Here is a 23,756-nt window from a genome sequence, read left to right on the forward strand (position 1 = left end):
GCTGATTTGTTTGACTAATTTTCTGTTTCTTTTCTAGCCTATTCGTCAAAAATGATTGAAACTTTTGGTTCGTCTTCTATACTATCTTCCTATAAAGTTCTTACTCTTTTAAGTATCAGCTTCTGTCAATAAAAGTCCTCATTTGGCATTGCTAATCTGAATACAGTATGACTACTTGTTGCCGCTATTTTTTGCTGTTATTTTACTCTTTAATTGAAGCGCTAGAAACGCTGTCAACTGTTGGCTTTTCGATCGCTGACTCTTCTTCATGGACTGATGCACTTGAGACACTATCTGCCGTTTCTGGCGCTTCTTTTTTGGAGGCACCACTGACTGCATCGACGTTTTTTCCACCGACTAATTCTTGCCCAGTTTGTTTTAAATACCAATCAACAATTGGTTTAAAGTCTAAAATATACTCATTAATTCCCGCGTAATTTCCATTATCATCATACATCGCTTGATAGTTATGCACTACATAGGTATCTGGTCCGTGCATTGGAACATGAACGCGAATAGCATCTGTTTTTCCTGACCGTAATTGTTGAATCACCCATTCTACATTTTTCAATGCTTTTGGTGGATGGCAATTCGCTAATGGATTACCAACTTGTCCTGGTTGCCGTTTAGCAAACATTTCTTCAGCAGCCATTTTTTTATTGTAATATAAAAATTGATTATTACTGTCTGCGTAAGTCAATTCCATTGGCATTGATTTTAAGAAATAATTTAGCTGATCTACGGTTAAAATGCCTCGATCTAATTTTACGTATGTGTCGCCTTCCACAGCCTGAACCGCTTCTGCTGCTTGTTCTACCCAATCATCTGCTGCCATATCAACCCCTTCGATCGTTGTTTCAATGGTTCCTTTTGCATGTAAATCTTCAGGTAAGTCTTTTGGCTTAGCCCCTTCTAATTTTGAAATCACATCAATGAATTCCACGAATTTTTGTAATGTGCTTTCTAAAAATTGACGTGTTCCCTCCGCAATTAAGTTGCCGTTTTCATCAAATGCTTCTTTAGCTTTCCCTAATAAAAACTCGTTTCCAGGCATCACGATCGCATTGACACCAGGTGCATCAAGAATTTGACGGAGATGTAATTGCGCACGTGAGGTTCCTTGATCATAATAAGAGCAACCAACAATCATTACTGGTTTATTTTCCAGCGGATGAATTTTGAAAGATAACCATTCTAACACACTTTTCAAACCGGCAGGAATGGTATGGTTATGTTCGGGAGTCGCAATAATTACGCCGTCTGCTTGTAAAATTTTGCGATTCATATTCTGAATCAAGACACTGTTCGTTTGATCCTTACTTTGATTAAACATTGGAATATCTTTAATTTCTAAAATTTCCAAGTCGAACATTTTATAAAACTCTTTGCCAATATATTGCAGCAGTAACCGATTATAAGAAGAATCAGCGTTTGATCCGACGATCCCAATTAATTTCATTTTATTCACTCCATTTCGTTAAATCGTTTCCCATGAGAAATTTTCTGCTTCTTTTTTGTTTTGCGCATGCGCATATTTCAGCTGTTCTGTAATTTCAATAAATACACAAAAATCTGCAAACAAACCAGCTAGTTTATCTATTTGTTCTGAATCTTTTAACGCATTGTTTTCATCAAAAGCTTGTAAGGAATGCGCTAATAGAAATTCAGAGCTTGGCATAATTCGTGCTTTCAATTCAGGAGCATCTAAAATTTGACGCAGATGCGCTTGTGCTCTAGAGGAACCTAACGTGCCATAGGATGCACCAGTAATCATAACTGGTTTATCAACAAACGGAAAAATCCCGTAAGATAACCAACTTAGGGCATTCATCAAAGAAGCCGGCACCGCATGGTCATATTCAGGCGTACTGATAATGACGCCATCTGCTGCTTCAATTTTTTCAGCAACCGTTTTAACTATTTCTGGCAAAACTTTGTCTTCTGGCTTGTTAAACATAGGAAAGTCAACAATTTCAACTAGTTCAATGTCAGCCTCCTGCGCAAAATAGTGTTGCATAAATTGCAAAAGTTGACGATTGGTTGATTGCTCTGAGTTCGTTCCTACTAAGCCGATAATTTTTTTCATAATGAGCTGTCCTTTCTTTTTCGGTTCTATGAATGGATAATGTGAAGAGTATCTGCTAACCCACTGCTATATAAAATTTGCTGGTCTTGTGTAATGATGACTCCTTCAATCCCATCTAGTTGATTGAGGATTTCAAGCGCTTCTGGAATTGGATAACCAAATAAACGCGTTGTCCAAATCTCACCATCCACTGAAGCATCCGAGATAATTGTGATGCTGGCCATTTCAGTTTCCAATGGGTAACCGGTCGTCGGATCCAACAAATGGTGATAGACTCGCCCAGCTTCGGTTAAACTTCTTTCATAAATGCCCGACGTCACAACCGATTGATTAGCCACTTCGACAAGTAAGCTGATTGTTTCTCTTGATTCTTGCGGATTGCGAATACCAATTCGCCATTTTTTGTTTTGATGCGTAGAGGGCCCCAACGTCACAATATTGCCGCCCAGATTAATCAAAGCAGACGTCACATGGACTTCTTTCAAATAGGTAATTAGTAAATCAGCGATATAGCCTTTTGCTAAAGCCCCCAGATCTAATTTCATTCCTTCTTCTTCCAAAAAAACCGTTTGTTTTAAGGGATTTAAGTGAATCTTTTCTGGATTAATTTTTTTCAAACAGGCTTTTATCTCCTTTTCTGACGGGACACGGGCATCTTTAAAACCGATTCGCCACGTTTGAACTAACGGGCCAATGGTAACATTCAAATGACTAGCTGGATCACAACTATGTTTTTTCCCTAATGCAATTAATTGATACAACTCTGGATGAACGCTGACTGGTTTTTTCCCAGCTTGTTGATTGACAGCCATCAGTTCCGAAGTTGAATCATTTGCACTAAAGCGTTGTTCATAAGTGATCAATCGTTGATGCACTTCTTCTAGAATTTTTTCAGGTTCTTCATGGTCTACAAATACATCTATTACTGTGCCCATCAAATAAATAGTTTGACTTTGTTGCACCTCAAGACTTCCTCTCCACGAAAGATTGTGTTTTATTTCACATTTATTCACAAATGAATCATACGCCTTTATTTGATGCCAGTCAAGTCGTTTATATATTTTTTTATATAAAATAACGACCTTAAAATTTTCATTTAAGGTCGTAACGTGTCTTGAACTCTTTTAAAAAACGCTTTTTTTATTATATTTTGAAAATAAATATATAATTTTCTATATAAACTAATTATTCTTAGATAAAATTGTTTCTTTCAATGTTTGAATTGCTTCCAACAAGATGCGATTTTTATTGATTTTTGCATACGCGCGGGCATCTTGTAGTAGTTCTAAAATTTGCTCTTGCGGCTTTTCTTCAGCTAAGGCATTTTTCGCAAGCTGGAAAGCTGCTCTTGCCAAGTAATACGTGACGTGATTATCAGAACAGATGGAAATCGCATACTCTAACAAAGCATCACTTGTTTCTAAATCGCCTTTTTCTGCATAAAAAACACCACAGTGAAAGACAACATTTAATACTCGCCAAGTATCTTCCATTGATTGAATAGTATAGAGATAAATTTCCTTGAAGACCTTATTGAAATAAAATTCGGCTTTCTCAATTTCGCCTTCTTTGGCATAGGCCATGCCAATTCCAGTAAAAGCTAACAAACGGTAAATATCGCTCGTGTATTTTTGCTCTTCAAACAGAAGTTTTTCAAAGGTAAATAAGCAATCCATCAACGAAGCATTTTGAAAAATCATGACAAAGCCTTGTAAATAATAATATTCTAATAACAGTTGGGAATCTTTGATTTCATCAAAAGGAATATTTTTTAAAATTGTTTGCAATTGGTCATGTTCGCTGGTAATCAAGAAGAATTCTGCTTCTTCCATTTTTTCAAGAATTTCAGGTTGTTTAATCCCTACGCGCGGGAATAGTTCCCCCAAAGGTAGCTCTAAACGATTACATAGTTGGATCAATATTTTTAAAGTTGGGACTTGACCATTCTTTTCAAAGCGACTAACCGTAACTTGCGTACAAATCCCTTTAGCCAATTCACTTTGCGACAAACCACGTGCTTTGCGTTTTTCTATAAACCGTTGTATATTCATTGCTTTTCCTCTCATTCTCATCTTCTCAAACTTACTATAATACAACTTACCTTAAAAATATATATAGAAAAAGAAAAATGTTTATAACAAAAAAGAACACAGACAACTCTTTCATTAAAAGTTTGTCTGCGCTCTATTAGAACCTGAATCACTAAACGTCAATTCAGCGTTATTTAATCAATCCGATACGTCCTACTTGCTTTGTTTAGAGAGCAGCTCTTTTTTTAGCTTCTTTCACAAACGTATTCATGGCCTGATATAATTTTTCCTTGATTTCTTTGAGATTAGCTTGTTGTAATTCTTTATTGGCAACTAACTGTTGACCGTTCACCCAAACGGCTTCAACATTGCTAGCATTTGCTGAATAAACCAACGCTGAATAGGCATCAAAAATCGGAAACATATTAACTGATTGCGTTTCAATTAATGTTATATCCGCTTTTTTGCCCACTTCCAATGAACCGACTTGCTCCGCCAAACCTACCGTTTTAGCGCCCCCCATCGTTGCCAGATAAACAATTTCTTTTGCAGGAAACAAGGAGCGATCTTGGTGTGCTGTCTTATGAAAATTCGCAACCATGCGCATTTGGGTGAATAAATCTAATGTATTCCCACTACTAGGTCCATCCGTGCCTAAACCGACAATAATCCCTTGATCAAGCATTTGCTTAATCGGCGCTACGCCTTTGGCTGATTTAGTATTCGCACCGATACAATGAGCGACACGCGCTTTTCCATTAGTAGCAGCTAAACTCGCAAGATCTTCATCTGTTGCCAAAATACAATGCGCTAAAATAAACGGCTCGCTCAAATAACCCAGTTCTTCTAAGAAAGCAATTGGTGTTTTTTGATAGGCTTTTTCAAACTCAGCCATTTCATAAGTCATTTCAGCAACGTGCATGGTCACAGGAACTTGGTATCGCCGACTAAGTTCAATAATTTTTGCTAACACTTCTGGTGAGTTGGTATTCGGTGCATGCGGCGCAAGCATAGGCGTAATCAACGGATGTCCTTGCCATTTGCGAATAAAGGTTTCCGCGTAAAAAAGACCGCCTGAAGGTTCCGGACTATCACAAGTGGGCATGTCAATAATCGTTTCTCCGAGCAAAGCGCGAACACTCATTTTTTCGCAACTTTTAGCAATTTCATCTTCAAAATAATACATATCACAAAAGCTCGTAATACCACTCAGTAACATTTCAGCAATTGCATAATCACTACTGCATCCTACTAATTCTTTTGTCATGAATTGTTCTAATGGAAAAAGAAAACGCCGGAGTCGATCTGGCACATCGTCCCCTAACGAACGAAATGGAATCATGCCTACATGGGTATGGGTGTTAATCATCCCAGGCATTAAAATTCCATTTTGACCATCGATTACTTGATTTGCAGCCATTCGCTTTTCATCAAGTGTGGTCATTGGTGCTAATTCCACAATTGTGTCTTCTTCAATCACTAAATAGCCGGCTTTGATTTCTGAAAATTGCTCATCCATTGTTAGTATATGCACATTTTTAATGAGTGTTTTCATGCAAAAGAACTCCATCCTCTGGAAAAACTAATGGATAGAAACGTTGTGACTTCGTATCCATCATCCCAAAATCTGTCACTTTAATGGCTGGCGAGACAGGCAATGATAGTGTGGAAAAGGACATGATTTCATTCATATTTTGATAGCCTAACGCTTGCATAGCTTGTCGGACTTTTTGCAAAGCAGCGCCTAATTGTTCAATCGGTGCTTGCGATAAAATCCCACCAATTGGTAAAGGACAAGTTGCCATCACTTGCTGATCCGAAGCAACCAAATAGCCGCCTTGCATCGCTAATAATTCATTCTGCGCTAATAAAATATCCTCAATCGTATTACCCATCACCATTAAATTATGATGATCATGGGCCCAGGTTGTCGCAATGGCTCCTTTCTCGGAAAGGGGTTGATCCATTAAAGAAAAAGAAATATTGCCATTTTTTCCGTAACGTTCCATCACAATTAATAAGGCACAGTTGGCTTTTTGCCATTGCAACAACCCATTTTCAACAGGAATTTCTTTTGTAATTCGCTCTGTAAATGTGCCAATCTCTTGTTTTTGAGTCACATTACAACGAACTGTTTCTTTTGTTGTAGCCACCTTTAAAAGTAAATCTTCTTCTGTTAACTTTTTACATTGGATGGTTTGTTGGTAAGCGGCTGGAAACTCTTCGATTTTTTCTGGATAATGGAAGGGCTCGCCTTTTTCAAAAACGACCTTTCCAGATTTATAAACCGTATTAATATCAAAACTTTCTAAGTCATTTAATAACAAAAAGTCAGCTTTTTTACCAGGTGCAATTTCGCCGCGATCATGGAGACCCATTCGTTTGGCCGGCGTATAAGTTGCCATATAAATGGCTTTTTCGATAGGCAACCCTGCTTGAACGGCTTTTTTGACATTTTCATTTAGATGACCTTTTAGCAAATCATCAGCCATCACGTCATCCGTGATAATACTTGCATAATTGTAGAAGTCATTGTCTACTATCACCTGAATGTTTTCAGGAGTGATTGATTTATTTTGAAATTGAATAAAGACGCCCGCTTCAATTTTTTCTTTTAACGTTTTAGGAAATTGATGGGTATGATCTGAAGTGATACCACTATATAGAAAATCTGCTAACTCTTGATCTTCGATTTTAGGACAGTGACCTTCTAAAGGCATGGTTGGTCGTTGTTTTTGACACAAATCGATAATTTGACGAATTAAAGAATCTGGCTCATAGGAAATCCCTTTAAAATTCATGGCTTCCCCTAAACAAATCACTTTTGGCTCTTTGAGTAATTCTGCTACTTCTGCTAAGCCGATAATCCCACCAGTTGTTTCTAATTCGGGAGTAGTCGAAGGAACCGAGGAAGGAATTGCGTGAAAGATATCTAGTTCTGTTTCAGCGGCCATAAAAGCTTTTAAGCCTTCTAAGCCAAATACGTTAGCCATTTCATGGGCATCGGCAATCACCGTTGTCACACCGTAACGCACTACTGCTTTGGAAAAAATAGTAGGTGTCGTCATGGAACTTTCAATATGCATGTGTGCATCAATTAAGCCGGGAATCATCCATTGATTCTCGGCATTAATTGTTTTTTTGGGCTGCAAATTGACGTTCTCTTCTTCATAAATGTAATAAAATTTATCATTTTTAATCGCAACATTTCGTTGAACGAATGTTTGAGTGACTGTTTGATACAGCCACACATTTTTTAGTAATACATCGACGTTCATTTTGTCCCTCTTTTCTAAAACTATTGATTCATCGTCCGATTCCATTGATCAATCCAATCCGCTAGTTGACTATTAATAAAATTAAAATCGACTGTTTTGGCACGTTCGGCAATGGCACCATATGTTTTATTTTTCGCTTCTTTTTCGCTTAGCGTTACTTGTTGATTTGTAGGTCCTTCATTTAACGAAATCGCTTTGGCCTTTTGTGATTCTTCACTAATCCGTGCGTTAACAAATTTAAAGGCGGTTTCTTTGTTTTGTGCTTTTTTAGGAATATTGACTGTATTATAGTTGGCATACGTGCCGCTTTCTGGGACGACATACGTCACGTTTTCTGCTGCGCCTTGAATAATATCAACCGCAAAATCAGCAACCACAGCTGCTTCAATTTCACCAGATTGGAACATATTAGCTAAGTCTGACGATTTTGAATACGTTTTAACAACGTTTGGTTTTAATTCTTTCATCGCTTCAAAAGCGGCCTTCCCGTTATCTTTTGTAATATCTTGACCAGCATGTTCACTAGCAACGTATAACATTAAAGGACCTGCTGTCGTGGCAACGTCTGGAACAGAAATTTTACCTTTCAAGTCAGCTGACCATAAGTCATCCCAGTTCTTAATTTCTTTGCCTAATTTTTCTTTGTTGTAAACAATCCCGATACTGTTTACAGCAATTGGTACGCCAGCACCACTTTCAAAAACCTCTTTTGCTCCCGGCGTTAACTGACTTAAATTAGGTACTTCTTTTTCTGTAATTTTTTCAAATAACCCTTCTTTTCCACCTTGTGCTGCATTTGCTTGTGCTAATTCAATAACATCAATTCCCGCATTGGGATTATTTTTTAATTTCGTAAAGCGGTCTGCGCTATTGCCTACTTCTAAGGTAACTTTCGCTTCATTCTCTTTTTCAAACGGAGCGATAATGTCTTTTTTGACAATATCTTCACTTAATCCGAAAGTTGAAACGACTAAAGCATTACTTCCACCTTTGCTCTCGCTTTTCGTAGTTGCTTCGCTGTTTCCACAAGCAGTCATTAATAACGTTGCAGCGACTAATGTCCCTAAAATTACGCGTTTTTTCATTTTTTAATCTTCCTCCAAAATGGTTTTTATTTTTCTAAAATAACTAATTTCTCAGCTGGAAAAGCCAAGTGAATGGTTTCGTTTGTTTCATATAACTGTTCACTTGTTCCATTAACCAGCAATGTACCTAACGCTGTTTCCACTTCATATTGATAGCTTTTCCCTAAAAATGTTCGGACAGCGACAGTACCTGCGACAGTATTAGTAGCAGCTTCTGAAACAATCTCGATGTCCTCTGGACGAATCGTTGCCACTGTCGTTGTAACATTTGGTTCAGGATTAGTGGTTTTCACTATTTGATCTGTTTGTGTCCGATAATGACCAGCTTCCATTTTTTCAACAGAGAAAAAGTTTTCAAAACCGATAAATTCTGCAACAAACTTAGTACGAGGCAAACGATAAATCGTTTCTGGTGAATCATATTGTTCAATCACGCCATTATTCATAATGGCCACTTTATCTGAAATAGAAAAGCACTCTTCTTGGTCATGTGTGACAAAAACTGTCGTAATGCCTAATTGTTGTTGAATCCGTTTGATTTCAATCCGCATTGCCACACGTAATTTTGCATCTAAATTACTCAACGGTTCATCTAGTAGTAATAGTTTAGGTTCGATAATCAGAGCCCGTGCTAGCGCAACCCGCTGTCTTTGACCACCAGATAATTGTTTTGGATAACGGTCTCCCAAGCTTTCTAAACCACATACTTTTAGCATTTCCGCGACTTTTTGGTCCATGGTTTGTTTGCTTTCTTTGCGTAATTTCAGCCCAAAAGCCACATTTTCTGCAATCGTTAAATGGGGAAATAACGCATAGCTTTGAAAAACCATCCCGAAGTTTCTTTTATGGACAGGAACCTTTGTTAGTTCTTCTTGGTCAACGAAAAACTGTCCGTCGTTTGGCTTAATTAATCCAGCAATCACTCTTAGCGTAGTCGTTTTACCACAACCACTCGGTCCTAATAAAGAAACTAACTCTCCTTTTTCCATTGAAATATTTAAATCTTTTAAAATATCTTGTTTTCCGTCATAGCTGACGCGAATATCTTTTAAATCTACAAAAGTCAAAATTTTCTCCTCTTTCTATCTCGTGCTTCTTCCATGTTTTAGGCAATGGAAGCTAGTCCCAACGTTTTTTCAATTAAAAACATTAAGCCCATTGTTAGTAGCATCAACAATACAGAAATTGCTGAAACAGTTGGATCATAATTGTATTCCATATAACTTAATAAAGAAGTAGGCAGCATCGTCACACCGGGACCTGATAAAAACATCGATACAGGAACATTGTTAAACGAATTGACAAATGCTAACATAAAGGCTGCAAAAATTCCCGAAGACACATTGGGTAAAACAATTTGAATGAAAGCTCGCAATCTTGTACAACCTAATGTCCAAGCTACTTCTTCCATTGAATAATCTAGTTGTTCCATACTTGACCCAACCACTCGAATAATATAAGGCAAACTAATTAAAAAATGCCCCATTAATAATCCTTGAAAGACAGGCAAACCTAATTTAATAACAATATATTGAAATAACGTATACCCGACCACAATTCCTGGAATCACAGTTGGGGATAAGAAAAAGCTTTTAATAAAGTTGCGCCCGCGAACGGAATAACGTGCCAGCGCATAGGAAGCCGGAATCCCTACTATTAATGCTAAAACAGTCGCTAATACCCCAATCAACAAGCTTAACTTAAAACTGTCCATAAACGTTTCCGATTGTAATGCTTTGGCGTACCAATCTAAAGTAAATCCTTTAATCGGAAATTGAATCGCTGCGGCTGTTCCAAAAGAAGTCACCACAATCAAACATAATGGTAAAAATAAAAACAGAAAAACTAGAATTGCAATAACAGATAGTCCTTTTTGCTTACGCATGATTTGCTTCTCTCCGATCTACTTTCTTAGCGACCATGTCTAGGCCTTTCATCACAATTAATGTTGTTAAAATCATAATAAATGCAAGAACACTCGCCGATTGCCAATCACCTAAAGTATTAGCCTTTTGATATAAGAAGGTCGACATCATCATTTTTTGGTTACCACCTAACAGCTGTGGCGTCGTATAAGCCGTTAAAGTTCCTGTAAACACTAATATACTTCCTACGATGGTGCCTGGAATTGATAAAGGTAAAACAATTTTCCGAAAAGCCGTCATTGGATTGGCGCCTAGCGTCTCAGCCGCTTCTAGCATTTCTCCTTCAATGTTTTCCATAACCCCAACTAAGGTCATAATCATTGTCGGTAAAAATAAATACACTGAACCGATAATAATTGCAAATTCTGTATACAATAAATTCAGCGGTTGCTCAATTAAGCCTGTTTTTAATAACAACGTATTCACTACACCATTTTTTCCTAAAATGTTAATCCAAGCAAAACTTCGAATAACTGAGTTGGTTAATAGTGGAAACAAGGTCATAGCCATTAAAAAGCCACGCCATTTTTTGGAAACTCCAGCAATAAAGTATGCCGTTGGAATGCCCAACACGATTGAAATCCCCGTCACAATTAACGAAACTCTTATCGTTCGCCAGAAAATTGAAACATTATAGTCATCTTTAAAAAAAGTAACATACTGATTTAGTGTCAAGCCATGATCAGTAAAAATGGTTGGCAAAATGCTAGTAATTAATGGAATCATTAAGAAAAATAATAATAGTACTAGTCCCGGTGCCACAATTAAATAAGGAACTTTCTTGTTCATTCGTACACTCCTCGTTCGTTTTTTCACTTCATCAGTATACGCAAGGAAAACGTATATTTCAACACATTTTCATCTTTTTGTTCGTTTTTAAACCCGAACGTTCGTATATTTTTTCGGAAAAGGTTATTAAAAAATAAAACACGAACATTAAACAAAAAAACACAAACAAAACTGTTTGTGTTTTTTGTCAACTTTTTTATTTATCACTTAATTTTCTTGGAACGTTTGATCCTTTTCCATCATTTTCACTATAATACCATCTTGATACACCTGATAATATCCGAACAATTCATTCTCTTTCGAGACACTATTCTTTTCAGATCTAATTTGAACAACATAACTTCCTTTATTTGACTGCTTAAACGTATAATGAAACGCCGAGTCATTCGTTGGTATCCCTAAACCATTTTGTAAAAATTCAATCGCTTCCTGTTTAGTATAAGATTCTGCTTCTAATTGCGTTCCTAAATGCGGATTTTTTTGATCGACAAATTGTCTTACTTTGTCATTATTAGCAGACTTTTCTATAACGACTTCCTGTTGTGAATCCCTACTTCCTGAACAGCCAGATAATACAAATAAAATCATCAACAACCCTAAACACTTACTCAAAGTTTTCTCCTCCTCTCCCTTTTCATTAGTGATACCTGATGATTTCTTTTATATTTTAGCATGCTTGATATAACGAATGGTGCTCAAAAAAGACAGAATCAACAAGTAAAAATTGTCGACTCACCTTTCTCAACTAATATTAAAAACTATTTGTCTCAATATTTTCGAATTCCCTGTAAATTACTGATAAATAAAAACAGCTCTTTTTGCGTATACTTATATTATCAGCACCTAAAGGAGGAACTTTCTTGAATAAAAAAAATCTACTCACTTATCAATCAATGACAGTCTTGTTTCTAGTATTCAGTCTCTTTACTTTTGACCCATCGGTTTCTTTTGCCACTCGTTCTGGAAAAACGCCTGTTTCAGTTGAGCTAGAACTTGGAGGGCTGCCTGGCGATGAATCGGTTGACGATACCGTTGATCCTGATTTAGAAAATCCTAACACTAGTTTTGACTTGCTCTTCATTCCGAAAGAATTTACTTTTGAAACCCAAGCGATTTCTGGTGATTTAACAGCAGTTCCTATACGACCTTCTGAAGGTAATACTCATACAATGAGACACTTCGGGATGGGGGATGTTCGCGGAGCCTTAACTGGTTGGCATGTCACTGCTGAAATCCCACACATGCGAAACGAAGCTCATTCTTTACTAGGCATCATTACGTTTCAATTAACAGGCGGCTATGCCCGCTATGACAAAACGTTAAGGCGTTTCTTTATGACAAATACAATGTATGGACTGGATTTTTCAGAAGATCCTGCTGCACCCGACTTCCCGACCAACCCAATTATTATCGGTAACGGTGCGACTTTAATGAGTAACGCTGGTGACAGAAAAGGACAAGGCATGTGGAGTGGCCGCATGACCGATATTTCTCTTGCAATTCAAACCCCTGTTTCACAATTATTTCCTGGCGCATATACAGGTTCGATTATCTGGAATTTAATCTCTGGACCTGCATAAAATAAAGAAACGCTTAGAAAACTAGCGAAATCACTACTCTTCTAAGCGTTTCTTTATATCATAAGGACTATTTGCTCCTTCTATTCGTCTAAACATACTTTCCCGCTTTTCGTTTAACGAATCACTTGGCCCCAGCGGTAATCAAACTGATACTCTTGGTTGCCATTATTCAAATTAATTTTGTATAAATAACGCGGGACTTTAATGAACAACGCATCCTCTACTTGAAAAGCTTCAATAGGTACATTTTCTTTAGTTAAAAGCAACGGTGTTTGCCACTCGTATGTTTTTTTCTGCCAATTGTATAAGCCAACTATCGCTTGAATACTTTGTCTTTTCTTGTATGACAGAACATAATAATTTTCTTCATCTTTCTTGCCTAGTAAAACTGGTGCTATTAGTTGCTCTTCTAGTTTTCCTTGCACTGTTGTTCGCTCTTCCGATGACAGCTCTTGACCAATTTGACTCTCATTTGAATCTACCGTCCATTTAGGCGCTTCTTGTGTTTGAAAGACTTCTTTGAAAGTTGGGTCTTGTTTTAACTGCCAATTTTTCAAATCTAATTGATAATATCGATTGTTTAATCCATAAATATAGAGATAGCGATTATCCATAAAACGATAATCAACGAAATCAGAGCTTAAATAGTCTTTTAATTCAGGGAATTTCTTCACTAAATCCGCTTCGGAAAACTGTTTTTTCCCTGTTTTTGTATCGAGTAAGTAAATGGCCTCGTTATCAGCATTATTCAAAACCACATATTGATCCGTTTGACCAATTAAATAATCACGCCAGCCTAAACGTTTACTCCACATTCGTTCGCCCGTCTGACTATTAACAGAAATCACTTGGAACAATGAGTTACTGGTGCTAATGCCATTCGTTCGTCCATTTGGGATAATCATTCGCTCAATTGAAGTTAAGCCTTTCGTTTTTTCAGAATAAAACGTCGCACTTTTCTCTTCAATCGTTACTGAACGAAACATTCCGAAAAAGATTAAACCAGCAAAATGTACCACTGCAAAATAAACCAACAAAATTAACGCATAGGGAACCAGTCTCCTTGTACTCCGCCTTCTTATTAAGGAAATAACCAAAATACCACTAATTACTATAAAAATAATTGCTACAATGATGACAAAAATATCATGATAGAGCCAACCAGATAATTGCCAACTTCTATAAAGTGTGTCCATTACGCCATCCTTTCCAATTGTTATTTGCTTATTATAAAAAGGATACTATTTTTTTTTGAAAAATAACAACAAAAAGCGACGAACAGCAATAAGCCCATTCAAGTTGACTAACTAGGTCAACTTGAATGGGCGTGGAGAAATGTGCCTTGTTATTCAGTTATTCCGCTTCTTCAATTGCAGACAAAGCTTTTGCAATATCAATTTCTTTATTCCGATAATCAGCATCATGAACTGGAAAATGCTGCCGCAATTCTGCTGCTTCCATCCAAGAAACAGTCCCTTGTTTAATGCCAAAATCAAGAATGTGCCCACCAAATTGGTGATCCTCACTGATAAAGTGCAAATGAAATCCTGCAGCAGAAGCACCATGAAATAATTTAGGTGTAAAGAACCCTACAACTGTTCCCTGAATATTCTCCGCTGTAAATTCAGGTTGATTGCGTGCTGCTTCTACAAATGGTGGATATGGTTTTTCTTGTTTAGGTGCCACACGGACATGCATCTTCGCAAAAAGACCGCTAATTTTAATTGCCGCAAAAAAATTAGGACTAATTTTTTCTAAAATTTGTGCTTTAATATTTTCATCGGTTTCCGTTGATACAGGGAATGCGCCATCTTCTTGAAAACGAGTAACTGCGGCATATGGCGTTAATTCTTCGCCTTCTAAAATAGTAATTTCGCCAGTTTGATTCGCATGATACAATATACCGTCCAATAAAATAATTTCGCCATTTGAGCCTTCTAATGTCCCAATTCCAAAATCACCTTGCGTGAGTAACGTACCAATTTCTGCCGTTCCTGCCATCAAACTTTCCATTAAACCGCCTAGCGTACCATGTTGATAAACATATTGTTCGCTCATTTTTCCATCTCCTAATAAAGTTGATCTGGTAACAATGTTTTACCTAATTCTTGATTATCTGAATAATCCACAGGAACATCAATAATCACTGGGCCTTCTGTTTGCATTCCTTCTTCTAAAGCTGCGGCAAATTCTGCTTGTGAATGAACTCGAACCCCTTTGGCTCCAAAAGCTTCAGCATACTTCACAAAATCAACTGGACCAAAATCTACGCCAGAGGATCGATTATATTTCATTTCTTCTTGGAATTTAACCATATCATAACTACCATCATTCCAAATAATATGCACGATATTTTGCTTTAAACGAACCGCTGTTTCTAATTCTTGCGCCGAAAATAGGAAACCGCCGTCCCCAGAAACAGAGATAATTTGTGTATTCGGACGAACCAGCGCAGCCGAGATTGCCCAAGGCAAAGCGACACCTAATGTTTGCATACCGTTACTAAATAATAAATGACGCGGTTCATAACTTCTAAAGTGGCGAGCCATCCAAATGTAGTGACTCCCTACGTCAACAGTAACTGTCATTTCATTCGTGGTTTTTTCTTGAAGCGTTTGAACAATTTCTAATGGATGTAATCGATTTTCAATTGTACTTGTTTTTACTTCTTTAATCGTTAATTTTTCTTGAAGCGTTTCTAAATAATCTTGCGCATCTTCTGTTAATATTGGTTCACTAAATGCTTCTGATAATTTCAAAATATTTTTAGACATATCACCAATTAGCTCTTCTTCCGGTTGCATATATTGATCAATTTCCATTTGAACTTCATCAATAACAATAACGCGCGCATCTTTTTCTGCGTTCCAATTACGTGCTTCATATTCAATGGGGTCATAACCAATCGCAATCACTAAATCACTTCTTTTTAACAAACGGTCCCCAGGTTGGTTTCGAAATAAACCAACACGCCCAAAGAAATGTTCTTCTAATTCTTTTGAAATAATTCCTGCTCCTTGGAACGTTTCCACGACTGGCAAACCAGTTATAGCAACCAATTCACGAATGGCTGCGGTAACTTTTCGTGCAGAGGCCCGCATTCCTAAAAGTAAAACAGGTAATTTCGCTTGCTTGATTCGTTCAGCTAAAGCTGCGATTGTTTCTGCTGATGCATGGCCCAGTTTCGGCGCCGACAAAGGCTTAATTGCTTCGCCTGTCACCGGACTATCTGTGACATCTTGTGGGATCGATAAGAATGTTGCGCCTTTTTTCGCTGTTTTGGCGATACGGTAAGCATTGGCAATATTTTCAGATAATGTTTCTGGATCTTGAATTTCTGTACTGAATTTTGTTATTGGACTAAATAATGCAGCATTATTCATGCTTTGGTGAGTTAATTTTGACAAATCGGACCGTTTCACCTGTCCAGCCAATGCTAAAACAGGGTCCCCTTCTGCAGTCGCAGTTACTAACCCAGTTGCTAAATTGCTGGCACCAGGTCCACTAGTTGCAATAACTAAGCCAGGCTCTCCTGTCAAACGACCAATCCCTTGTGCCATAAAGGCAGCGTTTTGTTCATGTCGAGCTAAAATTAATTCTGGGCCTTTGTCAACTAATGCATCAAAAACCCCATCAATTTTTGCACCGGGAATCCCAAAAATATAGGGCACTTCGTGATTGATTAAACTTTCTACTATGATATCTGATCCTTTTTTACTCACTGTTATACCTCCAATTAAAATCTGTACTAATTACAAATACAAAAATACCACTAAAATTCTAATTAATCAACAATGAAACACCTTGAAAACGTGTAATATACTAATTCGCATATTTTAATAGAATTGAGATATTTCAAAAGATTAAGCAAAAATAATGCAAAATACCTTAAAGTTTTATAGTCTTTCAACAATTATTATATACTTCTTCACTAAAAATTAGTAAGATTAACCTATAAGAAAAAAATCACAACCTGTGATAAATTATTGGAGGAAAAATATGTCAAAAGGGAAGAAAATTTTTGCCATTATCTTTGGGATTATCTTGGTTCTATTTCTTGCAGTTGTTGGAATGGGAGCAAAACTTTATTGGGATGTTTCTAAATCAATGGATAAAACCTATGAAACAGTAGAACGATCTAAAAAAAGTCAGGTCAATTTAAACAATAAGGAGCCTTTTTCTGTTTTATTATTAGGGATTGATACAGGCGATGATGGGCGTGTCGAGCAAGGTCGTTCGGATACAACAATTGTTGCAACAGTTAATCCTCGTGACAAGCAAACAACCTTAGTCAGTCTTGCTCGCGATACCTATGTTGATATTCCAGGTCAAGGAAAACAAGATAAATTGAATCACGCCTATGCTTTTGGTGGCGCATCTTTAGCAATGGATACAGTTGAAAACTATTTAAATATACCTATTAATCATTATGTTTCAATTAATATGGCTGGTTTAAAAGAATTAGTCAACGCGGTTGGCGGAATCGAAGTGAACAATAATCTGACTTTTTCTCAAAACGGATATGATTTTACGATTGGTAAAATTTCATTGGATGGTGAACAAGCACTCTCCTATTCAAGAATGCGTTACGAAGACCCTAATGGTGACTACGGCCGCCAAGAACGTCAAAGAAAAGTGATTGAAGGCATCGTCCAAAAAGTCTTAAGTCTTAACAGCGTAAGCAACTATCAAGAAATTTTAACAGCTGTTTCTGATAATATGAAGACAGATTTAAGTTTTGATGACATGAAAAAAATTGCCTTAGATTATCGCAGTGCCTTTGGTAAAGTGAAACAAGACCAACTTCAAGGTACTGGTTTTATGCAAGATGGTGTTTCCTATCAACGTGTGGATGAACAAGAATTAAATCGTGTCCAACAAGAGTTGAAAAATCAATTGAATAACTAAGTAAAAGCATGTATCAGACAATAAAATACGTCTGATACATGCTTTTAAAATCTTAAATCGAACTATCCTTACTCAAAAATCAATTCGTAGTATTTTCCAATGATTTATTCCGTATAACACTAGTATGCTTACTAAACAATAAAATAATTCATCCATCGTTCCTGAACCCATCCCTAAAAATGTTAAAATGTAAAAAGGAGACTGCAAAAGAACGACCCATCCGATAGTTGATGCTCCAATATTTATTAAAATAGGAACAATCATCACAAAAACTAAATTAAAGATCGTTAAAGTCACTCCCTGTATATGAAAGAATAAATACATTGTTATACCTAAAACTAAGTAGAATAACGGCAACAATATATAAGAAGCTAATAGGACAGTCAACACTTTCCATGAAACAGCTACTGAAAGAACCATGCTTAAAAGAGCACAAACACCGATTAATAAAAATCCTGCTAACAAGCCCAAACATAGTCCACAAATCAATAGCGAGAACAAATAAAGATGCCGACCTTGCCTCGTTTTAAAATAATAATCACTAATTCGTGAGCCTTGATCGTCAACAACAAAGGACACTACTAAAATCGGTAATAGCAAGCTGTTAATAAAATTCATCGCACTGATATAATCATTTACATCAAACATATCGCCAAAAAAATAATTTAAAAATGGTGGAACTAACCCTAAAATGGCAAACATAATGAGGTAGTTTCCAGAAAACCAAAAAATTCTGCGCTGAATATCTTGTTTTAACACAGCTTTTACTTTCATCTCTTACTCCCCTTCTACTAATGAAAAATAAACATCTTCTAAATTTAGTGCATGTTTTTTCATTTCTAATGGAATGATGTCGTTTAAAACCAACTCTTTCAAGAACAACGGATAATCTGCTTCCGAAATTAACCAAAGAGGATGTCTTTGTTCTACGCCATCAAAAAGAGCACTAATTTCACTCACTTTGTCTTCGTTTTCTTCATCAAAGGTAAATTGATAGACTGATACTTCTTTTCCTAAAGTGACTGTTTGAATAATTGCTCCATTTTTAATAAAATACGCTCGATCGCACAACTTATCTAGATCCCCTAAAATATGACTGGAAATGACAATCCCTATATGTAACTCTTTTGCTAAGTGCTTTAGTGTCTGAATGGTCGCTTGTACGCCATCTGGATCTAAACCGTTCATTGGTTCATCTAAAATAAGCAGCTCATTTTTGTTAATTAAAGCTAACGCCATTCCTAAACGCTGCTTCATACCTAAAGAAAAATCTTTGACTTTCTTTTTCCCGTAATTTTTCATATCAAATAGTGATTCTACGTAATCAACTGAATAACTCTCTTTTGAAAGAGCACGAAAATAATTAAGATTTTCTCTTGCTGTTCTATTTGGAAAATATTTAGGTCCATCAATTAAAACACCAATCCGTTCTTGTCCAACGACTTTACCTTGAAAATTAACAATTAACCCACTCATGATTTTCATTGTAGTCGTTTTACCTGCACCATTTGGACCAATTAAACCTACAATTTCACCTGGTTCTACAGTAATTGAAATATTTGTTAGAATTTCTTTTTTATCAATGGTTTTTGAAATATTTTCTAATTGCATTAGCAACACTCCTTAACTACAATTTTTTTCAGCCTTTAGTTCGTAATAGCAAAACAAGCCAATCCCTATTAATTTAACACTAATTACTACCATACCAAATGCAACCATTACTACCCGCTCCTTTCTATACTTTCAATTACTAGCATAGCAAGAAAAATAATCATTTTTTAGTGTAAAAAAATCCGCTATTTGGAAAAAAAATAAAAGAAACAGCGCCGGCAATTATCCTTCAGCGCTGTTTCTAAACTGACTAAAATTTTCTGTTAGCCAATGTTGCTTTTGTAAGTAAACAAAATTAATAGTAGTCGATATGTTATTAATTTAAAATGTAAAGCTCGCAAAAAAGTAGCTTTATTTATCATTGCAGTGGGTTATTTTATAAAGAATTTTCTCTAAATTCCGCCAGTTGCGTTCTGTTGGTATATTTTTCATCAGTAGTAAAGTCGTTCCTTTTGTATCAAAATAATAGTTAGAAATCACTAAATCGACTTCAGATGCATCTACTTCATAATCATAAAAAGCCAAGGGATAAGCTTTACCAAAATAATTTTTTATTTTATTCATCAACCATAATCGATGAGTATGATGTAAATCGTCTGCAATTAAAATCTTAATGGGCGTCAATTTCTTTAACAATAAATCATAATAATCTAAAACATAGTAATAGTTTAAGAAAAGTTGTTCCCAATTTTTTAAAATTTCTTTGACCTCTTTTGTTGCCTGCTCTTGCAAATCTCGATGAAAGTTCTCCATCAGTTGGGCTATTTCCGTATTTTGTCTTTTAATTTCATTAATATAAGACTGATTGAAAAATAAATCAGTATTACCGAAAAAGAATTGACTTCGCTCGTGGAATGCCACAAAGTTAAAAATTAATTCAGAATCTGACAAATCCAATTGAAATTGATAGTCTTTTTGCGTGAGGTTATTTAATAGCAATACAGCTTGGTAAGACGTAGTATGATGCAATTTATGTGCTAATGCATGACTAACTTCATAGCGAGGATTACCATCAATCACTCCAAACGAGTAGATAATTCGATATATAAAATAGATCTCTTCTTCAGGCAGCGATAAGTTACACTTCTTCAGCCACATTTTTACTAAAGGAAAAGCTTTATCAGAATCAGCTACCTGTTTAATTTCATCTAAAAGTTCCACTCTTTTTTGTGGTGCACGTTCTAATACAATTGCTAGCCAATAAGAAAAAATTCGTTTCGGCAAACGTAACAATTCAATATCGTATACCTCTTCAAATTGTTCAATATATTGTTTAATCAACTTTTCAGAAATCGTAAATGGCCAGTCACCTGTACGTGAAGATTGCCAATAAAAATAATAATAAAAAGAACGACTCATGCTTTCTTGATTCTCTAGTTCTAAAGAGAACGTATGAAAGGTCATTTGATATCTTTTAAAATATTTTACTAATAATTTGGCATACCGAAAAACAGTCGAAACACTTGTAAATTGCGCATCTGCATAGTCTTCTAAATTTCTGTCTGGGTATTTGTACATATAATCAATCAAATTGAAATTATAAGATTGACGATAGTAATGCAAGTAAACATTATAGATAGGAAAATTAGCATCTTTATACATATAAAATCGTTGATTATTTTCATTTTTCAGTACAATTTTCCCATTAAATTGTTTAAAAATGTCTGATAATTCTTCTACATACAATAGAATAGATTTTGAAGAAACATTCAGTAAGTCTTTTAAATCTGCAATGGTTCGCCACTTGTTTTTTTCTAAGAGATAGTTAAATAGACGAATTTTCTTTTGAGAAGATTTCGTTAAAAATGTATGCACTTTATCAACCTCCTGTATTTCTAAATTTTTATAAATAACTTAGTCATATTAATTATACGACTTTCTTTTTGCAAGAGGTAAATTTTTGCCCCCAAAAAAACAGGTGCTAAAGAAGTTCCTTAGCACCTGTGCTTGATTTCAATTGATTCAATTGTTAAGTCATGTTTAATGGAAATTTTATCTAGGTTTAAATAGGGGCATCTTCTAAGTTCCAAACTAATTGACCTTGATAGCTACCCGCGACATCGCTTGGAACTAAAGTTAATTCAAATGTATTTGCTAAATTCAACATTTGACTTCCACTGCCACTAGCAATAGTTTGTTCGACGTCATTAATCGGTGTCCGTTTGCCCTCTTTAATAAAGCTTAAACCTTTTGACAATGTTTGATTATTTTGATTTTTCATCATTTGTTGCATTTTAACTTTGACTTTCCATTGACTTTTATCTAACTGGCTTTCATCAGTGATAGCCAGTTCTGCTTCTTGTGGCAACTTGACATAGCTATCTTTTACAGGGATTTCTTGTTGTCCAAAAGAAAGAACGTTAGGTAATTTTAATTGCGGCCCCTTTTCCAGACTGACTATCTTTTTTTCATTATTTGAAACTTGTCCAGTTTCATTCATTGCGTAAAATTCAACTTCTTGGTCAAGCCAATTATCTGGTATCATCATTTTCACTTGATCGCCAACAGTCTCTGGTGCTGTTGGATACTCTTTTACTAATTGTTCCTCTCCACCGAAACGTGCCATTACGCGAATCGTTTTTCCTGCTTCGTGTTTTAAAGAATACGCCACCTCAGCTTCTTTAGTAAAGCGAGAAACCGGTATTGCCTCTCCTGAATTTTTCAATTGAAATTCCAAATTTTTACGATACCGATGAACGATTGTTTGTTCTTCTTGTTTAAACGTTCCTTGATCTTGTTCCACTGGATTTTTAACTGGATAATATCCAGGGATTTCAGGATACTCAGATGATACATCAAATGCTTGTGTTAAAATACCTGGCTGACTCATTGGCTCTTTCAATGGTTGATTATTTTCGTCGACAAAAAGAAGATTCACTTTGCTGTTATAATTCACTTTCAACATGCCTTCGGTCGCTTGATTAAACACTTTATCTCTATTGGTGGCCTTTGTTTGGATTGTATAAGGTAATGTCAGATTTCCTTCTGTATCAATGAAACGATTATCTACTGCTTGGGCATCTTCACGCCATTTCACGGCGACTGTATAAAGTAAAGTCGTGGCAGTTAACCGGCTATCTTGTGGTTGTAAGGCAGTCAATACTAATTCTTCGCCTTGCATCTCTTGTGAGAACAAAGCCGTTACATCTTCACCATTAAAGTTTTGAATGTTGATATTACCTGGCTCGTATTGCTGTGATTGCAAGAGATTTGTTAAGTTAAAACGTACTTCTAAATTACTTAATTTACGATCCTCTGCAACATTCGGCATGATTTGTTGGGCCTTTAATTCACTAACAGGTTGCGGCTTCTCTAACGTTAAAGAATTTGCTAAGGCCCCGCCAAACTCAGGTTTTGCCACAAAGTCTGTACGATAAGGAATTTCTAATGGCTGATTGTTATTCCAATTTCGATAAATAAAGGTTAATTTTTCTTTTGGTCGAGTTAAAATTTGTAGCTGTTGCTTTTGACTATTGATGGCATCGGTTTCCGTTTCGTTATGATAAGTTACCCAATAACCACCACTTTCATCATTCCATGTTCTAGAAAAAATATTGGTTGGATTAGATGAATAGAGTGATTGAAGAGGAAATTGTACGCCAAAATAGTATTTTTTACTCAAGTCATAAGTATTTACTGCTGTTGTTACTTGTATCGGTTGATTTTCTTCGTCAAAAAATTCATATGTCACTTTCACATCTCCAAGGAGAGATAGTGTTAAGAAACGTTCTTTTTCAAAAAAGATTGTTCCCCCCGCTCGATTTGACAAATTTTTCAACAGTGAAACTTTAATGCTGACCTTTTTCCCTTGATACCATCCCACATTACGAATCATGGCACTCCCTGCAGGAGAATTTTCATCAACTGTTAATTGACTACTGTTCACATTGCCTTCAAGTGGAATGACTTCTGTTTCTGCCCCAGATTGCATGACAAAAGTATGGGAAGCTGGCGTATAGACACCTGGCAAGGCCTTAAAGTAACCATAATCAGACAATTTTGTGTGATTTGAAATTTTCTTGACTAACTCAGTTGCTTCACCAATTTGCGGTCCTAAAGCAAACCCAATCAACGTGATTATAAAAACGAATGAGGTTTTAGCAATCTTATTCATCTGCTTTCCATCCTTTCTTTCGTCTTCGAGCCACTACAAACAGGATGATGCTTATAAGAAGTAAACCGATAGTTAGTAATTCCAATTGCTGTTTTTCTCCCGTATTGGGTAAAAGTTGATTGATTAATCCTTTATCAGAGTTAATCGTTTCTCGATTGGGTTGTTTGGCTTCATTAACTGGGGTTATTTTTTCAAAAGGCACTACCTGATCCTTATAATTTTTCTGATAAAATGTTATGCCTACTTCTGAATCTACTTGCTGCGCATGTACACTATTAGCACTTGCTAAAAAAAAGAGTGCTAGCATGAACACAAGATACCCACTTCTTTTTTTCATTTTAAAGCCTCCC

Annotated in this window: 21 protein-coding genes; 2 read left to right on the forward strand and 19 right to left on the reverse strand. The window is 36.1% G+C overall.

Annotated features, from left to right (window positions below):
* Window positions 1-202: 202 nt before the first annotated feature.
* From HMPREF2810_RS11350 to HMPREF2810_RS11400, 11 genes are all read right to left on the reverse strand, one after another.
* Complete coding sequence (locus HMPREF2810_RS11350) at window positions 203-1,459, reverse strand: NADPH-dependent oxidoreductase (protein ID WP_002382195.1); 1,257 nt, start codon at window positions 1,457-1,459, stop codon at window positions 203-205.
* Between the two features lie 18 nt (window positions 1,460-1,477).
* On the reverse strand, window positions 1,478-2,086 hold the full coding sequence (locus tag HMPREF2810_RS11355; protein ID WP_048942443.1) for an NADPH-dependent FMN reductase: 609 nt from the start codon (window positions 2,084-2,086) through the stop codon (window positions 1,478-1,480).
* A 26-nt stretch (window positions 2,087-2,112) separates the two neighbouring features.
* Window positions 2,113-3,048, reverse strand: coding sequence for an FAD:protein FMN transferase (locus HMPREF2810_RS11360; protein WP_010715111.1), 936 nt, complete (start codon window positions 3,046-3,048; stop codon window positions 2,113-2,115).
* Window positions 3,049-3,267: 219 nt separating this feature from the next.
* Window positions 3,268-4,158 (reverse strand): helix-turn-helix domain-containing protein, encoded by an 891-nt coding sequence (locus HMPREF2810_RS11365; protein ID WP_002382193.1) that lies wholly within the window; start codon window positions 4,156-4,158, stop codon window positions 3,268-3,270.
* A 184-nt stretch (window positions 4,159-4,342) separates the two neighbouring features.
* Window positions 4,343-5,671 carry an amidohydrolase gene (locus HMPREF2810_RS11370; RefSeq protein WP_002382192.1) on the reverse strand — a complete coding sequence of 443 codons (1,329 nt, stop codon included), beginning with the start codon at window positions 5,669-5,671 and terminating at the stop codon, window positions 4,343-4,345.
* A complete protein-coding gene (locus HMPREF2810_RS11375; RefSeq protein WP_048942444.1) occupies window positions 5,655-7,439 on the reverse strand; it encodes an adenine deaminase in 1,785 nt (594 codons plus the stop codon). The genes HMPREF2810_RS11370 and HMPREF2810_RS11375 overlap by 17 nt, the downstream gene beginning before the upstream one ends.
* Window positions 7,415-8,479, reverse strand: coding sequence for an ABC transporter substrate-binding protein (locus HMPREF2810_RS11380; RefSeq protein ID WP_002357914.1), 1,065 nt, complete (start codon window positions 8,477-8,479; stop codon window positions 7,415-7,417). Before HMPREF2810_RS11380 ends, HMPREF2810_RS11375 begins: the two co-directional genes overlap by 25 nt.
* 26 nt (window positions 8,480-8,505) lie before the next feature.
* Complete coding sequence (locus HMPREF2810_RS11385; protein ID WP_002382190.1) at window positions 8,506-9,546, reverse strand: ABC transporter ATP-binding protein; 1,041 nt, start codon at window positions 9,544-9,546, stop codon at window positions 8,506-8,508.
* A gap of 38 nt (window positions 9,547-9,584) precedes the next feature.
* A complete protein-coding gene (locus tag HMPREF2810_RS11390; RefSeq protein WP_002357916.1) occupies window positions 9,585-10,364 on the reverse strand; it encodes an ABC transporter permease in 780 nt (259 codons plus the stop codon).
* Window positions 10,357-11,193: an ABC transporter permease gene (locus tag HMPREF2810_RS11395; RefSeq protein WP_002382189.1), complete on the reverse strand. Its 837-nt coding sequence runs from the start codon at window positions 11,191-11,193 to the stop codon at window positions 10,357-10,359. The genes HMPREF2810_RS11390 and HMPREF2810_RS11395 overlap by 8 nt, the downstream gene beginning before the upstream one ends.
* Before the next feature lie 207 nt (window positions 11,194-11,400).
* Window positions 11,401-11,781: a hypothetical protein gene (locus tag HMPREF2810_RS11400; RefSeq protein WP_002382188.1), complete on the reverse strand. Its 381-nt coding sequence runs from the start codon at window positions 11,779-11,781 to the stop codon at window positions 11,401-11,403.
* Between the two features lie 230 nt (window positions 11,782-12,011).
* On the opposite strand from HMPREF2810_RS11400, the gene HMPREF2810_RS11405 reads away from it, so the two are divergent.
* Window positions 12,012-12,773 (forward strand): WxL domain-containing protein, encoded by a 762-nt coding sequence (locus HMPREF2810_RS11405; RefSeq protein WP_025187497.1) that lies wholly within the window; start codon window positions 12,012-12,014, stop codon window positions 12,771-12,773.
* Between the two features lie 113 nt (window positions 12,774-12,886).
* Here the strand turns inward: HMPREF2810_RS11405 and HMPREF2810_RS11410 are convergent, their stop codons facing one another.
* The 3 genes from HMPREF2810_RS11410 to alsS form a co-directional block, all read right to left on the reverse strand.
* Complete coding sequence (locus HMPREF2810_RS11410; RefSeq protein ID WP_002382186.1) at window positions 12,887-13,969, reverse strand: PA2928 family protein; 1,083 nt, start codon at window positions 13,967-13,969, stop codon at window positions 12,887-12,889.
* Window positions 13,970-14,126: 157 nt separating this feature from the next.
* Window positions 14,127-14,831, reverse strand: a complete 705-nt coding sequence (gene budA, locus HMPREF2810_RS11415; RefSeq protein WP_002366507.1) for an acetolactate decarboxylase — start codon at window positions 14,829-14,831, stop codon at window positions 14,127-14,129.
* A gap of 11 nt (window positions 14,832-14,842) precedes the next feature.
* A complete protein-coding gene (gene alsS / locus HMPREF2810_RS11420) occupies window positions 14,843-16,495 on the reverse strand; it encodes an acetolactate synthase AlsS (RefSeq protein WP_002357923.1) in 1,653 nt (550 codons plus the stop codon).
* A 277-nt stretch (window positions 16,496-16,772) separates the two neighbouring features.
* Between alsS and HMPREF2810_RS11425 the strand changes: the two genes are divergently transcribed.
* Complete coding sequence (locus tag HMPREF2810_RS11425) at window positions 16,773-17,681, forward strand: LCP family glycopolymer transferase (RefSeq protein WP_002382185.1); 909 nt, start codon at window positions 16,773-16,775, stop codon at window positions 17,679-17,681.
* A gap of 72 nt (window positions 17,682-17,753) precedes the next feature.
* On the opposite strand, the gene HMPREF2810_RS11430 is transcribed toward HMPREF2810_RS11425, so the two are convergent.
* The 5 genes from HMPREF2810_RS11430 to HMPREF2810_RS11450 all read right to left on the reverse strand — a co-directional run bounded on the left by HMPREF2810_RS11430 (window position 17,754) and on the right by HMPREF2810_RS11450 (window position 23,743).
* Window positions 17,754-18,455: a hypothetical protein gene (locus HMPREF2810_RS11430; protein WP_002382184.1), complete on the reverse strand. Its 702-nt coding sequence runs from the start codon at window positions 18,453-18,455 to the stop codon at window positions 17,754-17,756.
* 3 nt (window positions 18,456-18,458) lie between these two features.
* Window positions 18,459-19,292: an ABC transporter ATP-binding protein gene (locus HMPREF2810_RS11435; protein WP_002382183.1), complete on the reverse strand. Its 834-nt coding sequence runs from the start codon at window positions 19,290-19,292 to the stop codon at window positions 18,459-18,461.
* A gap of 351 nt (window positions 19,293-19,643) precedes the next feature.
* Window positions 19,644-21,107, reverse strand: a complete 1,464-nt coding sequence (locus tag HMPREF2810_RS11440; protein ID WP_002382182.1) for an AcpB/EbpR/MafR family transcriptional regulator — start codon at window positions 21,105-21,107, stop codon at window positions 19,644-19,646.
* Window positions 21,108-21,294: 187 nt separating this feature from the next.
* On the reverse strand, window positions 21,295-23,406 hold the full coding sequence (locus HMPREF2810_RS11445; protein WP_002382181.1) for a MucBP domain-containing protein: 2,112 nt from the start codon (window positions 23,404-23,406) through the stop codon (window positions 21,295-21,297).
* Window positions 23,399-23,743, reverse strand: coding sequence for an LPXTG cell wall anchor domain-containing protein (locus HMPREF2810_RS11450; protein WP_002366500.1), 345 nt, complete (start codon window positions 23,741-23,743; stop codon window positions 23,399-23,401). Before HMPREF2810_RS11450 ends, HMPREF2810_RS11445 begins: the two co-directional genes overlap by 8 nt.
* Window positions 23,744-23,756 lie beyond the last annotated feature (13 nt).

This window comes from Enterococcus sp. HMSC078F03, assembly GCF_001811595.1.
Taxonomy (GTDB): domain Bacteria; phylum Bacillota; class Bacilli; order Lactobacillales; family Enterococcaceae; genus Enterococcus; species Enterococcus faecalis.